Raw genomic sequence first — 14,547 nt, 5'->3', positions numbered from 1 at the left:
GATCGATCAAGGCATTGACGGAAGCCATCAAGCTGATCGGCAAATGTATTGCGCGGCGATGTCGAGTGGAGAAGCGCAAAAAGGTGCCGTCCAGTTTTCAGCTACTTCTGAATGAGCCTTAGCTTGATGCGCATGGGGCGGCACGCAGACCGCCCCGACCCACAAGCGATGCCATCGCAATCACCACCAGGAGCAAGGTGATTTCCAAGAGTGGGGCCGCAAGTCAGCGCAGACTTGTAGATGGGCTTTCAATCTGTTGAATGTTCGCACTCATCCGGCCTATGACGAGCACCGCAAGTTCTACTTGATGAACTATGCCAATGCCGGATGGGCGGAAGGCTTGATTATGTGACTGGGGCAGCAATGCCCCACTTCTTATGGAGAGAACACGATGAGAAAGCTATACCACGCTCCCCCCGCGCCGCTGCCCTACATCGCCGAATTGCAGCGCCCTTATGAAGAAGCGCAACGGGCCATCAACGCCGCTGACACGTCGCACCTTGATAACAAGCGCATCGAGCAGCGCGCCGACGAAATTAAGAGAGAGACAGAGAAAGCCTTACTCGTTCGCGTCGGCTACTGGAACGGCTGGAATAAAGAAATGTGGTTGCCGAAATCAAAGATCGAATTTCTTTACGGTGGCCGGAGATTCTTTCTGATCCCGGTATGGCTGGCGAAAGAAAAGGGCATCCCCTTCACCATCAACACGCCAATGATTGATTAACCCGAAGCAAGGCCCGGTTACACGCCGGGCCATCACTCACAGGAGAAAAAGCGATGAGTCTTACAAAGCGATGGCTTGATGAATTGAACGAGCAGGTGATTTACGCCTACACCGATGACATGGCGCTTGATGACGGCGTGTTAGTGGATATTGAAAGCTTGGGCCTTTCCTTCGAGAGCAAGCCCATCAACCGCATCACCTCGGCTCTATTCTGGCAGGAGCAGCCGAAGTACCCGCTGACCGAAGCACAGATGCTTGAAGAACTGGAGAAGATCGAAGACGACCTGGAGCCAATCAACTTTGTCCTTGAGGCATTCGGCAATGCAATTGCCGAAAAACTCACTGAGGCAAGCGGCAGCGATTACCTGCGCACCTTGCCAGATGGCATCTGGCTTGTCGAGAACGAAGTCAACGGCTGGACACTGATGCTGCCCAGTGATTACTAACCGAGACGTGGCCGGTTATCGTGCCGGGCCATCAAAGGGGCTGCGCGCGAGGCGTGGCCCTTCTGCCTTTATTTGCACATTCAGTTGTGATATATGTGTTGCCCCAACAAATCGCAAACAAATAGGCTTAGAAGATGCAAGGAGGAAAGGATGTCAGAAATAATAGATAACTACAGCATAAGTATTATTTACGACGAATTGGAAACAGTCAGTGGCAGCAAAGGTCTCGGCGATGTCACAGGCCGTATAGTTAAAAAGATAGGGACTCTGGATACGGCAACACTAGCAAGTAATCTGACTGCGTTTTGTAAGCAAATAGGTACAACATTCGAGGGGGTTACGACCGCTATAAGAGATTATGAGCTTCACGGCTTTGAATTAGCAATAGAAGTTACAGCAAAGGGGGAAATTCGGTTTATAGGAAGCGCGACGAGTGAATTAAAGGGGGGCTTGAAACTGATTTTCACTAAACAGAAGAAAGATTAAGTTGATGAAACTTGCATTCCTTATTGGTTGTGGGGAATACGACGATCCGAATATAGCTCCTTTAAGATTTGCCGATAAGGACGCTGACTGTTTCGCCAATGTAATCGCATCAAGCTGCGGTTTGGCAGATGATGAGATAAAACTATTATCTACAAACAAGAAAACCAGCAGGTTTAAGCCAACAAAAAGCAATATTATTCGCGAGCTTTCATCAGGATTAAGTTCATTAAACGTGCCATACGACATTGATCTCCTCTTTTTCTTTTTTAGTGGCCACGGATTTCATTCACTACAAGATAACCGTGATTACTTAGTGCCTCAGGATGCCGTATTATCGGGTTTAGAAGATACGGCATTGTCCTTTGGTTCAATCATTAAATACTTGCGGGCTTGGAGGGCGAAAAATACTGTACTTCTTATTGACGCCTGCCGCGCTGTAATACAGGGAGGTAAGGATATAGTTGTTGAAAGCTGGAACTCAATAAACGTTGAATGTCTAAATGCAACTGGTATGGCCTCCTTTTTGTCTTGCAGCCCGAATCAAAAATCTTATGAGGGTGAGGATTTGCAAAACGGCATATTTACATTTGTGCTATGTGAGGCCCTCAGTGACAAAGCTAAGTGTAAGACTATTTACGAGTTAGACAATTATCTTGTTCAAACTGTTCCACAGGTATGCAGACGAAGCGAAAAACCTATTCAGAATCCATATACCAGAGTTGAACCATTAAGCATTAAAGATGTCATTTTGATCTCGGAAAAAAGATTAGCTGAATGGAGATCCCTTACGCCTATCGGACAGGAAATTCGGAGCAGTAGGGTTCAAAGACTAGCAGAACATTCAGGTCTAAGAAAGGGATTTACTTGTGCTATAGACTTCGGGACTACTTTTTCAACTGTAGCAATTCTTGATGATGATTCTAGGACTAGGCTAATCCCCTCCCCACAGCAGAAAAAACTCATTCCTTCAGTGATTAGCTTTTTATCCAATTTAGACTATCTAATCGGATGGGAAGCTTTAGAAAATGCAAAGACATTCCCGCAAAATACTGTCTACAACGTGAAGAGGTATCTTGGGTCTAATAAGATATTCAATATACATGGCCGGTCTCTATCTCCAGAGTTTGTTGCTAGCCTCATTATTAAATCATTAAAAAGAAATGCAGAAGAGTTTTTGGCTTGTAGTCTAAATAGCGCAATTATCGCTACACCAGCAAACTTCAATATAGTACAGAGTAACGCATTAGTCAGGGCATGCGAGCTAGCCGACTTAAATATCTATAGAGTTATCGGTGAGCCCTGTGCCGCAGCCATTCTTTTAGAAGAAACAATGACTCATTCTCCCGAAATCGAGTTTGTTCTTGTATTAGACCTAGGCGGAGGAACATTTGACGTGTCAATCATTGAAATTGGTGAGGGTGTAATTGAGACAAAAGCCATAGCAGGTGATAATTATCTTGGAGGAATAGATTATGACGAAGCTTTATGTGAATACATAGCTACAACAATACAGTCCCGTATCAATTCCGAGGGCTACAATATAGGCGATGTTCTTAGGTCGCAAATTCGTGCCGAGGCTGAGCGCGCCAAAATAGTGTTGGGCTCAAAATCTGAGGCTTCGATCATTCTGCAGAATCTGGAGATTGATGAATCAGGCTTAAGCAATTTAGAGATTTCGATCACTAGAGATTTGTTTCGTGAGCTTACAATCCATCTGGAGCACAAGATTGAGAAGTGCATTCAACAGGTACTTAGGTTGGCTGGCATAGAGCCCTATCAACTGCATATGGCTCTTTTGGCTGGCCAAGGCACAAAGATTTTTGCTGTCAGGGAAACAATTGAAAAGCTCTTACCAGAATTACGGATTGAGACCCGCTATCAGGAAAGTGCCGTTGTTCAGGGGATATGTAAGTACACAGGAGTTATTGATGGGATCAATAGATCACTGCTTCTTATCGATAGTAATTATACTGCCATCACAACAGAATGTATGACGGTTATTGAGACAAAAGAAAGATTCTTTGATCCTAGCGTTGAAGAGTACTTTATCATTTCAGGTAATGAGAAACAGAATAACTTAAGCTATGATTTGGTGCCCCTAGGCTCCGCCGTCCCCAGAGTAATATATAGGGGTGTTGGTTTTAGGGATGCCACGGATGGCAAAATAAGGCTAAAAATTACAGAGAAGAGTAATCTTGAAGAGATAAATAATTCTGTGCTTGGAAGTATTTGTATTGAAGTTGATAAGGAAGAAGGGCAATTTGAAATTGTTATGGATTGCGATGTTAGCCGAACAATTGTAATGTGGATTAAGAATCCTTCTAAGAGAGAAATATTAGGTTTCCAGTTGACAAACCTATATTACCCTTCAACTTCATTTGTTCCGCCTAGGGAAAACTCACTGGTCGCTAGTATGGTAGGCTGGACCACCAAAGGCTATACCATTCATCCCGTCAAAAGGCTGGATCAAGCTTGATTAAGAAATTACAGTTTTACCACATTCTGTTAGAGCATAGTTGAAATAAGGTAAAAGTGTGATTGTCAATCCGCCTCCTTAATGGTGTGGACCAACACAATGTTAGCCTGCCTGCTGAGTCTAAAGGGTATATAGCGGGGCTTCAGTGATGTGCTGCAACCAATTCGGCTGCCAAACAGATTTCAAGACGGTTTTTCGGTCGCGAGCGGCATTTGAGCTATGCAACGTAATTTGGGCCCAGGACGGAGTTGGTGGACCGTAGCCCCTATCAGGGGAATCAATCATTAGCCAAAAACTCCACCGCCTGGATTGCGCCGCTGACCGTACACGGCATCGCTAGACAGCGCCAGTCGCCACCTTCCTTTTCTCTCACCCATACGCCGGAAGCTGAATGTGATTTTGCTATGCGGGTTTGTGCGGTTCTGAAGAGACCTTGATTGCGTAGTCTAAAATCTTCTGCATCTGTTCATAGTCGCCGCGATTCTCAGTAATCAATTCGAGTAGTTTCATGGCCATGTCCTGAGCCGTCATGTTGCTGGTATCTATCTTGCCCTTATCATCTTCTTTAACCATCTTCTTTCCCACTTGTTCAGGTCTAAGACTCGTGCTGGTCTGGGTTGAAAGGTGCGTTGCTCACTTGGTTCGTGCTCCGGCATGGCCAGAATGTGGTAATGCGCCGGACTGACCGCGACGAATGAACGGCGAGATGGTTGCAATTCCGCTTCTGTCTCGCGCCGGCTTTGCACCAAAAGTCACTTTACCCCTGTCTTTCAGGCAAGGCAAACCTTGCGTCCCTGAAATTAGATTGTAGAATGGGCCAATGGAAACCCTGGCACAGTACCTTGACCGGCTCATGCGCCAGAAGCATCTGACCCCGAAAGAATTGGCCAACCGCTGTGGTCTTACCGATAGCTATATCGGCAGACTCCGCAAAGGCAGGTCTGACAATCTAACTGTCCAAACGGTGAAGAAGCTGGCGATAGCCCTCGACGTGAATGCTCACGAAATCTTTGCGGTGGCTTCGGGTATTCCGGTCAGTGAATCCCTTCAGCTCGACGGGCGCTTACTTTTAGATCAAATGCTCAAACTCACCCGTGAGGCGCACGGCTTTGACCTATTGCAGCAGTTACTCGACTTCTCACCTGACGAGCGCAAGGCGCTGCTGGCTTACATGGAGTATTTCAAACGACCGCCATCCAACGGCAAATCAGGAAAGAAAGGCAAGCCGCGCAAGAAGTGACTAGGCAGAAGGCTTGTCGGGTGGCCCGACGGGTTCTGACAAGAGGTTCATAACGAAGGTTAAAATAATCCGCATGTGGTCTTCGTCCATGCGGTTGTCGCTGATGAGTCCGAGCAACTTGAAGCCCATATCTTGCAAGCTCATCTCTTCAAGCAGTTGCTCGGTCTGTTTTTCCTTGGCTTGCTTCGCCATCTTTTTTTTCCATCTGGCAAGGTCTAAGACTCGCGCCGGTCTGGATTGAAATGAGTGTTGCTCGCTCGCTTCGCGTTCCGGCATGGTCAGTACGTTATAGCGCGACACACTGACGGCGACGAATGAATGATTTGCTCCTCGCAACTCCTCCGCTGTCTCGTGCCACTCAGGATAGGCGAAGGCGAACGGAGACGCAAGGACATGGCGCATGATGTTTCTCGCTTCATCTTTGCGCCCGACTTCGCCAAGCTCGACGGCTAACGAGTTCAAGTAATCGAGAAAGACAACCGGCTGAGAATGCCGGGCGAATGTGTAAAGGTTTTCCAGATCATCTGACGCCTGTTGATGGAATCCTTCCATGCTCTTGTAAATGGCAATTCCTAACTGCGCTCTGACTGTTGTTGAAACATCTTTGGATGCCTTCACCGATTCAACCAAATATCTCAAGTCCGATTGGTAATCCCCGGCGTGTAATGCGACTGCGGCGAGTGAGAGAATGGCTTTAGCCTTGTAGGGGTCGGGTGCAACATCGGTAGTCAGCTCAAAGAGTTTTCGCGCCGCATCCTGATCGCCATTGCCTCTGTTGTTCGTCGCAACAGCTAAGTAATAATAACCTACTGCCTGATAGTTCTTGATCGGGATGTTAGAGAGGATTTGCCCATACTCTTTGACTTTCTCGAACTGCCGGAACGCATGCGCCTGTTCTGCCAGCCGAATAAGCCGGTTGCCCAACTGCTGATAGTTGGCAATGCCACGTAGTGATGCCTGATACAATTCAGCCGATTTTGTCTCCGAAGGAGAAACTATGAGAAAATTCGCGGCTGTTTGTTTGCTCATGTTGTGCCTGTCCTTTCCGGCTTTTGCTGGACACACTGTACAGGGAGACAACTACTGTAGCTGCGGCGAGCCGGGCTGTATCGAAGATTATCCCGGCGAGTGTGGCGATAAAGGATTGCCATTGAATCAAGCTCCGACTGACAGTACGGCTGAGTGGGGAATCGCCTTAGTTGCGGTACTGCTCTGGCTTAGACTGAAAGCCTAAAAGTTGAGAAAAACCGAACGCGCCCTGCTGCTCTTGTGGCAGCCTAATATCTGTCTGCGCCATTGTAGCCAAACGCACATATAATGCAAGCCGGAAGCTACAGAAGCTAGGCATGTAGCGTAACATTGAGATGATGGCTGGGGTTTTCGGCACTCATGCTTATGGTGGCGGTTTGCGCTCTGGACGTGTCGCCCGAACGCGCAGAGGGAAGGCTGGCTGCCGAAATCGTAGGTTGAATTTGTCGGAGGCAAAGAGGCGTTGATTCCGGTATGGCTGGCGAGAAAGCTGGGCTACACCATCAGCACGGATTCAAAGGTGTATGACTGAGAAACTGGGCCCGGTTGTCACGCCGGGCAAGAGGAAGGGCCAGAATGAGAACGGCCCTTCAATTTTGTCTCAATTAAGCTTCTTGGACTCGCCCTCACGAGAAGATTGATTTGGTTGCTTGGCAAACCCCTTCATTATTGTACGCCTTACTAGTGGCACTATAGAGCTAATAACTTGTCGGTAGTACCAAAGTCTTGCCCGTCTTTCACCAAACTTAGCCGTTATCTCATGGTATTCTTCAAAGAGATCGCCAATGGATGACTCTGCATCTTCTTTGGGCAGTAGACGAGAAAATATATACTCACCGAATCTTGGAGGACACGATTGGTGTTTAAAGTTGAGAATTGGAGGATGCGCTTTACGTTTCGACCTTAAAAATATTGGGGCTAGCGTATACCCATCAACTATCAATAGAACACTCCCAAGCAAGATGGCGAGCAATGGATACTTAAAAATGATTAAGATACTAATCAAAGCAATATTAAGAAAGGCTACCGCCAATAGCGTCAAAGGATGCCTTAGAATTGGTTTTGCCGTGTCAGTAAATCTCATTGTTGACTTTGTCTAATTACACATCCAAGTTAGAGATTAAGTAAGAGCGTTCTGACCAGGACGAATCCCTGCCAGAAGCTTCTCACGTACCACCCGCGCTTCATTCAGTACTCGGATACCTGATGCTTGCACTTCATAATATCGCTTGGCTCGCCCTCCTCGTTCGGAAGTAGCTTCGCCTAATCGAGAACTCACATATCCTTTACCTTCAAGTCTCTCAAGTGTTATATAAATAGCCCCTATAGATACAGGCCGACCGGTTGCCTCCTCAAGTGTCTGTCGAATAGGTACGCCATAGGCATCATTATTAAGGCGTAATATCGCCAAGAGAACCAATTCCTCAAATTCTCCTAAATGGCTCTTCCCCATAACACCTCTCTTAAAAGCCTCAACTACGGCAACGCCCAGCCGCCGTTAAATCACCGCAGCTTCTAAAAATGGCGAGAGTTGATTTCTTTTACAAAGTAGAACTAATAGATTTTTTTTAGGACTTGCACCTGTCGCCAAGGTAAGGGGGCGATTCGTGGGTAAGGACGGATGCGTATTGGCGTGGAAATACCTTTTGATTTTTTGGCCAGCTTTCTGACCGTAACTATAAACCCTCTCACCGATCGCAAGAGCTGCGCTAACGCTGCCAAGAATCTTGACCACTAGCTCTATATCCATTATCGGCTCCTCTGAAGCGTACTAAAGCTCCTATAAGAAACAATAGCATGGTTCACAAAGGTAACAAACAACATTTTGGGAGATATAGTTGAGACCATATTAGGAAGTTCGGGGGCCGATTCCTGTAGGCGTCAATTTGATTTCTCTCATCCATTGCAAAGAGGCTTTTAGCAAAATTGGATTGAATAGCCTCTTGAGCCGCTTATCAGGATGCCAGTTTTCCAGAGCTTCCCGAATGATCTCTTTATCTGTGGGTTGATGTCCGTCGATCAGAAAATCATTCCATACTGCGAACAGCGTCGCGGCGGCTTCGATTTGATCGGACGGAACGCCCGCGAGGTCTTCAAGCAATTTGTCTAGCTTATCTTTTCGGTCGCCTAGTATTTCTATAGCGGCTTGAACCCGCTCTGCGATGTTTGGGCCGGGCTGGTAGTAGTAGCCTTCACCACTGCGCGGTTGCAGAGTAAACCAGCCCTTTTCTTTAGCGGTGTCCTCTATTGATTCCAAGAAGTCTGCGAGTGGGCCGGCAGCTGCACGCCGGTATTTGCCGCCCATATCAATGCTAACGTATGTTGATGTCCAATAGAGAAACTTAGCGCATTTGACGCGCCCAAGTGTAGGCTGGTGTGAGAGTAAGTGAACGATATAAGAAAGAATAGCCCCTCGATCAGCAACGCTATTATGGCGTGGAAACGCAACGATCTTAGCGGGCTGCCGCGCGGTCAACTCGCCGCGAAAGGCGCGATACAGCAGCGTTTGAAACAGGTGATCTGCTTGACGTTCAGCTTCTCGTTGCTGCGCACGAAGACGTTCAAACTGATAGACTATATTAGCAAATTGCTCCTGCAATGTTATTGGAGGGATAGTTACAGCATATCTTTTAACAATGCCTGTGCTAATAGTATTTAATCCGCTTGTTGTTCTACTTGATCTTCTAAAATAGTCTCTTCCGGCAAAGCTATTTATATGAAAGCTTAGATAAAGATTGTTAATGATCTTCGAGTTCACACGAATACGAATTAGGTGGTTTTGGTGAACGCAGTCTTTTATTGAACCATCCCAAACAGCACATCTGCCTATCTCATCAATATTCCCATGTCCTTCAACAACAAGAATGTCACCCTTTTGCAATTTAACGCTCTTAAATTCATTCTTCGTTAAGCCAATAGATTTTATCTCAGAGATATTTAGTACGCCTCGATATACATTTGCTACTCGCAAGTAAGGCCGTTTGAGTTCAAGCTCATCTCTCACCTTGCTTAATTGCAACCCACCTTGTACCTCACTTATATCGCCCGATTGGTTAATGTCCCACTCCATTGGGTTAGTAACAGGGTCGCCAAACATCTTCAAAAACACTGACGGCAAAAACGTATCGCTCAGTTTAAGCGCATAGCGGTGCTGTCGGCGCACCCGGTCTGCCTTTTCCAAGGTCATGGCGATATGCTTCTGTTCGGAGAGGGAAGGAAGAGGAATTGGTAATAGCTCTGCGTTGCCTTTGGTAAGTTTTGCCCTAGTAGTCCCGTTTACGTATTGGGCGACATCATAAAAGCTAAGAATCCGATGTAGATAATCAATGTCACAGTTACTCTTCACGCGTAAAACATGGGCATGATTATTTACCCAGCACTTGCCCGAAACCTTGTAAGCTATAGGCTTTGTTTTGGAGCCAAACTGGCCCCCATCTTCAGCAAGTAGGACGAGAGGTTCATCGAAAATGTAGTTATCTATCCAACCTTGTTGACCGTTAGCACCGAAGTAGGGATATGGCCCTGGCTTACGGAGTTCCTCACTGATTGGAACCCTCATATTATCCAAGAAATCACATATATCTCCGAGTGGATATGTTTCAAAAGCCATTATAGTAATTCTCGTAAGGACTTAGTTTCATCAGCCATTACCATGTCCAACTTGAAAAGGCGCTCAAGTGTAATCTGTGGATCTTCATAGAAGGCTTCGTCTTGCTCAATTTGGCGATAGCGGCTAGCTGAAAGATCATACTTGTTCGCCTTCACCTGCTCTTTCGTTACCCAAAACTTCCGAGTAAGCTGATTGATTTCTTTTTGCAGTGGTGCAATCTGCTCTTCAAGCTGTGCAAGCTTTTGCTGGTCGGCTTCTAATGCCTGCCGCGCTTGCTCGTCTCCATCAGGCGCGATGGCATTTTCAAATGTCAGGCGATTGATCTCTTTCAACATCGTCAACCGCTCGGCTTTCAACGGTGCAATCTGTGTTCGCAACTCTGTCAATCGCTCGGCTCGCTTGCTTGCGAAGTCCTCATCATTGCGATGCCGCCAGCACAATAGAACATCGGGTATATCGTTCTCTTCGACCTTCTGCCGCTTGTCGTCAAGCGAATAGCCATCATGCTCCATATCGTAAAACCATATCCGGTTTGTCTTGTCGCCGCGCGTGAATATCAATACGGCTGTCGAGACTCCCGCGTAAGGCTTAAAGACTCCGCTCGGCATTGAAACCACCGCTTCAAGTCGGTTCTCTTCGATGATCTTCTTTCGCGTCTCGATGTGCGCGTTGCTTGAGCCAAACAGCACACCATCGGGCACAATCGCGGCGCAACGGCCTCCCATGTCGAGCAGGCGAAGAAACAGGTGCAGAAAAAGCAGTTCAGTCTTCTTGTAGCGTGTCGGCAGGGATGGGTTTACATCAGCCGAATCAATCGCGCCCTTGAACGGCGGATTCGCCAGCACCACATCATATTGTTTTTCTTCGTTGAAACCTTTTGACAGCGTATCCGAATAATGGAATCGCGGATGCGTGAGACCGTGCAGCATTAGATTCATCGAGCCGATGCGCAGCATGGTCATGCCCGAATCATTGTCATAGCCGGTGATGGCGCGCGTCCGCAAGAACTCTCTTTCCTGCGGCGTCAGTAAGTCGCCAGTCAGATGATGCGGCATTCCGTCTTCATCGTATTCGAGAGCGTCTTTGCTCGTTTTGGTTTCGAGAATATATTGATAGGCATTCACCAGAAAGCCACACGTTCCGGCTGCCGGATCGCAGATTCGCTCACCCGCTTTCGGCGCAAGCATCTGCACCATCATGCGGATGATGTGGCGTGGCGTGCGGAATTGCCCGTTGCGTCCTGCCGTGTTTAGCTTGTTCAAAAGGTATTCATATAAGTCACCCTGCACATCCTGATTCTGTTCAGAGATTTTCATCTCATCAATCAGCTTGCAGGCTTCGATCAACAGGCTTGGCTTGTTGATTTTGAACTCGGCATTCTGCATATACTCTTGGAAAGAGCTTCCCTGCGCGCCCAGTTCTCTCAATGCCGGAAATACTTTTTCTTTAACGTGCTTGAGCGCCGCGTCCGCCGTGCGCTTTGTCCAATCCGACCAGCGCAGGGTTACGTCAGAGAAAGCTGATTGATATTCCTGATTGCGCCGGCGCGCGGCCTGCTCGTTCTTCAGGTCTTCTTCATCAAGTCGCTTCATGAAAAGCAGATAAGACAACTGCTCGATGGCATCAAGCGGGTTCGACAATCCGCCCGTCCATAATTTGTCCCAAAGCCTGTCTATCTGTGATCGAAGTACGGGGTCTGTAAGCACGATAATTTCCTATGCTGCCAATTGTTCGGTCAGGGCGAGCAGTTCTTCGACTTGCTGCGGTGTGAAGAAACGCTCAACGGCATTATTGCCAAAACTTTCAAATGGGCCTTCGTACAAATCGGCCAATTGCAAACGGCGCTGCTGCAAAAAGACGCTCTGCACCGCACTCAGAAACCGCAACTGGTCGGCGTTGTAATGATGCGCGGCAATGTGTTGTCCGAAACGGCGCTTCACGATGACTTCATAATCGGGCAATGATTCGAGTTCGAGCAAGTAGCGAATGAATCCAAGCAGGCTGCCGACTTTCAAGCCGTAAGCCTTGCGGATGTTGTCAGTCGAAAGCTGAATGTCCTTCGCGCCAAGCTTATCGCGCAGCGTACGTTCCAATTCGATAAGTTGATTGTCGCTCACCTCGCGCCCTTCTCGAATCGCCCGAATAGACGGATGGCTTTCGACAATTTCGAGAATCCGGCGTTCAACTCGCTCGCGGTATTCGGTCACGTAAACCTGTTCGCCGCCATCGCTCAAAGTGACATAGCCACTCGTGGCGATGTAGTCGGGTAGATCAAGCATGAGAAATGCATTCTGCTGCTCGCGGCGAAAGCGCATCTTCGGAGCCAGCATTTCAATGGCCGTGCTCAATTCTGACGGACTGGCGTTCGATAGTCGAGACGAAAGGCACAGCTCGATGGATGACTTGCAGGCAGGATTTTCATAAACGAAATCGGGCAGACGTTGAACATCCTCAATAATGGATTCGAGCGTGTCGGGCCGCAGCTTATCGGTGAGAATCTGATACTTCAACCGCTCGACTTTGCTAGTGAACGTCGCCGCAGCCACATCCACATCGGGAACGTAGCGTAGCAGTGGCCCAACTTTCAGCCGCAAAAACTCGATGTTTGAAGGACTCAGAAAGCGCCAGAAAGCATCCTTCCAGGCTTCTTCGATTTTTGGGTACTCGCGGCGTACAGCGAATGAATCAAGCGGAATCTGGGCAATCTGCGCCCGCAGGTCAGCAACCACACGCTTGCAATCTTCCGAGCTTTGCTGCTTTAGATAATAATTGAGGATGTTCAGCCGCGTGTTGAAGATTCTGACTAGTACGGGTATGGTCTGCGCGGTCACTTCTTCGGCCTTCTTGTCAAATTCGTTTTCCCAGAAATCTATGACCTTGAATTCGCTCTTGTGGCCTTCCGGCAGCCGGTCAAAGTATCTACAGGCTTCGTGATTGCGCGTCCCGCGCCCGATCATCTGCCAGAGCTTGATCTGTGAACGTACCGGCTTCATGAAAACCAGATTGACCACTTCGGGAACGTCAATGCCGGTGTCGAGCATATCTACTGAGATGGCGATGCGCGGCATATCGTTCTTCTTAAATTGCGTAATCAACCCGTCGCCATAGCTGCCATCGCGCACACGTTCGGTGTCTGAGGTGATGGCTTTCACAAGTTCGGGGAACTGCGGAAACATCTGCTCAAAGACAATTTGCAGCCGCTGGGCATGGGCCTGCGTCATTGCAAAGATAATCGTCTTTCCAGGAAGCTGGCCCGATTGGTCTTTGTGGCAGATTTCCCAAAGCTCTTCCCACTGACGGCGCAGCGTGTCGGTATTGCTGACGGTCTTTTCTATCTCTGTCCCTGAGTAATCAATTTCATCAGGATCAAGCCCTTGATCTATAAGGGCGTTTTGTTCTTCTTCGGACAGGTCAACGCCGCGAATGCCCTGTCGCTGAAAACGCGTGCGCGCTTGATAGAGGCTGTAATTGACAAGAAACTCCTCGTCAACTGCACGCTTATAGCTGTAGAGGTAGGTGGGTAGGTTATTGTGGCAATCGAAGAGGCGAAACGTATCGCGGTCGATGAAATTCGCCGGCGTTGCGGTCAGACCGATCATGCGCCCATCGAAGTAGTCCATTACTTCGCCAAGACGATTGAAGATTGAGCGATGCGCTTCGTCGAAGATAATCAAATCGAAAAATGCCGGGCTGAATGAATTGAAGCAGCGCCCGATGGTTTGCAGCGTTGCGACGTAGAGGCGTTTTGTCTTGTCAATGGCATGGGTATAGATACGGTCGCGCGGCTCGTTCGGCAGATGTGTTTGGAATCCATCTTTCAAAGCCTGGTCAACTAAGGCGTCGCGGTCGGCTAAGAAAAGAACGCTCCGCGCTTGATTGGTGCGATGAAATAAGTCAATCAGTGCCATCGCCGTGCGTGTTTTGCCTGTGCCTGTCGCCATCACGAGCAACGCGCGGCGCTTGCTCTGCTCGAAAGCGTCAGCGATGCGGCGAATTGCTTCCTGCTGATAAATCCTTCCGGCAATCTGGCTATTGATTGCCATTTCGCTCAACGGCTGCTTGTTTTGCCTTATCCAAAGTAGGTTTTCTAAATCTTCGGGCGTGAAGAACCGCGATACCAGTCTGGGTGTACCCTCGCCAACATCCCAGAAATAAATATCCGCGCCGTTGGTCATAAAACCGAACGGGCGAAAACTCTGGTGATGTTCAATCTGTGTGACATAGTGCCTAACCTGTTCATCAGCGACGCGCGCATGACGGCTCGTTCTCTTGGCTTCCACTACCGCAATGACTTCGCCGTTGCTTTGATAAAGACAATAATCGGTGATGCCATTCCACGGCTCGGCTCCTGCGCCATCAACCGGAATTTCCAGACCGACAAGCGCGGGATCATCCACATCCCAGCCTGCGACGGTTAGCTCCCGATCAATGAACAGTCTTCGTGTAGCAGCCTCATTGACAGCCATGCAAAATCACCTCTATGAGACAGCAAAGGCCAATTGTAGTAAACAAGACACCTGAACAGCAGGCGGTGAG

At 48.1% G+C, this 14,547-nt stretch carries 12 protein-coding genes; 5 read left to right on the top strand and 7 right to left on the bottom strand.

All coding sequences use genetic code 11. The annotated features are described in order from the left end of the window. Window positions 1-391: 391 nt before the first annotated feature. From VJ464_01320 to VJ464_01305, 4 genes are all read left to right on the top strand, one after another. Window positions 392-724 (top strand): hypothetical protein, encoded by a 333-nt coding sequence (locus VJ464_01320; protein HKQ03742.1) that lies wholly within the window; start codon window positions 392-394, stop codon window positions 722-724. Window positions 725-777: 53 nt separating this feature from the next. Beyond that, a complete protein-coding gene (locus tag VJ464_01315; GenBank protein HKQ03741.1) occupies window positions 778-1,170 on the top strand; it encodes a hypothetical protein in 393 nt (130 codons plus the stop codon). A 150-nt stretch (window positions 1,171-1,320) separates the two neighbouring features. Next, window positions 1,321-1,656 carry a hypothetical protein gene (locus VJ464_01310; protein ID HKQ03740.1) on the top strand — a complete coding sequence of 112 codons (336 nt, stop codon included), beginning with the start codon at window positions 1,321-1,323 and terminating at the stop codon, window positions 1,654-1,656. A 4-nt stretch (window positions 1,657-1,660) separates the two neighbouring features. After that, on the top strand, window positions 1,661-4,132 hold the full coding sequence (locus VJ464_01305) for an Hsp70 family protein (protein ID HKQ03739.1): 2,472 nt from the start codon (window positions 1,661-1,663) through the stop codon (window positions 4,130-4,132). 402 nt (window positions 4,133-4,534) lie between these two features. On the opposite strand, the gene VJ464_01300 is transcribed toward VJ464_01305, so the two are convergent. Further along, a complete protein-coding gene (locus tag VJ464_01300) occupies window positions 4,535-4,705 on the bottom strand; it encodes a hypothetical protein (GenBank protein ID HKQ03738.1) in 171 nt (56 codons plus the stop codon). Between the two features lie 247 nt (window positions 4,706-4,952). Here VJ464_01300 and VJ464_01295 point away from each other — a divergent pair, with 247 nt between their 5' ends. Further along, window positions 4,953-5,372: a helix-turn-helix transcriptional regulator gene (locus VJ464_01295; GenBank protein ID HKQ03737.1), complete on the top strand. Its 420-nt coding sequence runs from the start codon at window positions 4,953-4,955 to the stop codon at window positions 5,370-5,372. On the opposite strand, the gene VJ464_01290 is transcribed toward VJ464_01295, so the two are convergent. The 6 genes from VJ464_01290 to VJ464_01265 form a co-directional block, all read right to left on the bottom strand. Next, on the bottom strand, window positions 5,373-6,401 hold the full coding sequence (locus tag VJ464_01290; GenBank protein HKQ03736.1) for a hypothetical protein: 1,029 nt from the start codon (window positions 6,399-6,401) through the stop codon (window positions 5,373-5,375). It abuts the gene before it with no gap. 1,120 nt (window positions 6,402-7,521) lie between these two features. After that, a complete protein-coding gene (locus VJ464_01285) occupies window positions 7,522-7,854 on the bottom strand; it encodes a PadR family transcriptional regulator (GenBank protein HKQ03735.1) in 333 nt (110 codons plus the stop codon). Window positions 7,855-7,899: 45 nt separating this feature from the next. Further along, window positions 7,900-8,151, bottom strand: coding sequence for a hypothetical protein (locus VJ464_01280; GenBank protein HKQ03734.1), 252 nt, complete (start codon window positions 8,149-8,151; stop codon window positions 7,900-7,902). A 99-nt stretch (window positions 8,152-8,250) separates the two neighbouring features. Then, the gene (locus tag VJ464_01275; GenBank protein HKQ03733.1) at window positions 8,251-10,011 is read right to left on the bottom strand and encodes a restriction endonuclease subunit S; all 1,761 of its coding nucleotides are present in this window, start codon (window positions 10,009-10,011) and stop codon (window positions 8,251-8,253) included. After that, the gene (locus VJ464_01270) at window positions 10,011-11,717 is read right to left on the bottom strand and encodes an N-6 DNA methylase (GenBank protein HKQ03732.1); all 1,707 of its coding nucleotides are present in this window, start codon (window positions 11,715-11,717) and stop codon (window positions 10,011-10,013) included. The genes VJ464_01275 and VJ464_01270 overlap by 1 nt, the downstream gene beginning before the upstream one ends. Before the next feature lie 9 nt (window positions 11,718-11,726). Beyond that, window positions 11,727-14,477: a DEAD/DEAH box helicase family protein gene (locus tag VJ464_01265; GenBank protein HKQ03731.1), complete on the bottom strand. Its 2,751-nt coding sequence runs from the start codon at window positions 14,475-14,477 to the stop codon at window positions 11,727-11,729. Between the last annotated feature and the right edge of the window lie 70 nt (window positions 14,478-14,547).

This window comes from Blastocatellia bacterium, from assembly GCA_035275065.1.
GTDB lineage: Bacteria > Acidobacteriota > Blastocatellia > UBA7656 > UBA7656 > DATENM01.
The sequence above is the reverse complement of the archived record's forward strand: the minus strand, read 5'-3'. Positions and strand labels throughout refer to the sequence as shown.

Bases quoted from the DNA above. Each gene is read 5' to 3' on its own strand.
- VJ464_01320 (HKQ03742.1), top strand. From the start codon at position 392: ATGAGAAAGCTATACCACGCTCCCCCCGCGCCGCTGCCCTACATCGCC.
- VJ464_01315 (HKQ03741.1), top strand. From the start codon at position 778: ATGAGTCTTACAAAGCGATGGCTTGATGAATTGAACGAGCAGGTGATT.
- VJ464_01310 (HKQ03740.1), top strand. From the start codon at position 1,321: ATGTCAGAAATAATAGATAACTACAGCATAAGTATTATTTACGACGAA.
- VJ464_01305 (HKQ03739.1), top strand. From the start codon at position 1,661: ATGAAACTTGCATTCCTTATTGGTTGTGGGGAATACGACGATCCGAAT.
- VJ464_01300 (HKQ03738.1), bottom strand. From the start codon at position 4,705: ATGGTTAAAGAAGATGATAAGGGCAAGATAGATACCAGCAACATGACG.
- VJ464_01295 (HKQ03737.1), top strand. From the start codon at position 4,953: ATGGAAACCCTGGCACAGTACCTTGACCGGCTCATGCGCCAGAAGCAT.
- VJ464_01290 (HKQ03736.1), bottom strand. From the start codon at position 6,401: ATGAGCAAACAAACAGCCGCGAATTTTCTCATAGTTTCTCCTTCGGAG.
- VJ464_01285 (HKQ03735.1), bottom strand. From the start codon at position 7,854: ATGGGGAAGAGCCATTTAGGAGAATTTGAGGAATTGGTTCTCTTGGCG.
- VJ464_01280 (HKQ03734.1), bottom strand. From the start codon at position 8,151: ATGGATATAGAGCTAGTGGTCAAGATTCTTGGCAGCGTTAGCGCAGCT.
- VJ464_01275 (HKQ03733.1), bottom strand. From the start codon at position 10,011: ATGGCTTTTGAAACATATCCACTCGGAGATATATGTGATTTCTTGGAT.
- VJ464_01265 (HKQ03731.1), bottom strand. From the start codon at position 14,477: ATGGCTGTCAATGAGGCTGCTACACGAAGACTGTTCATTGATCGGGAG.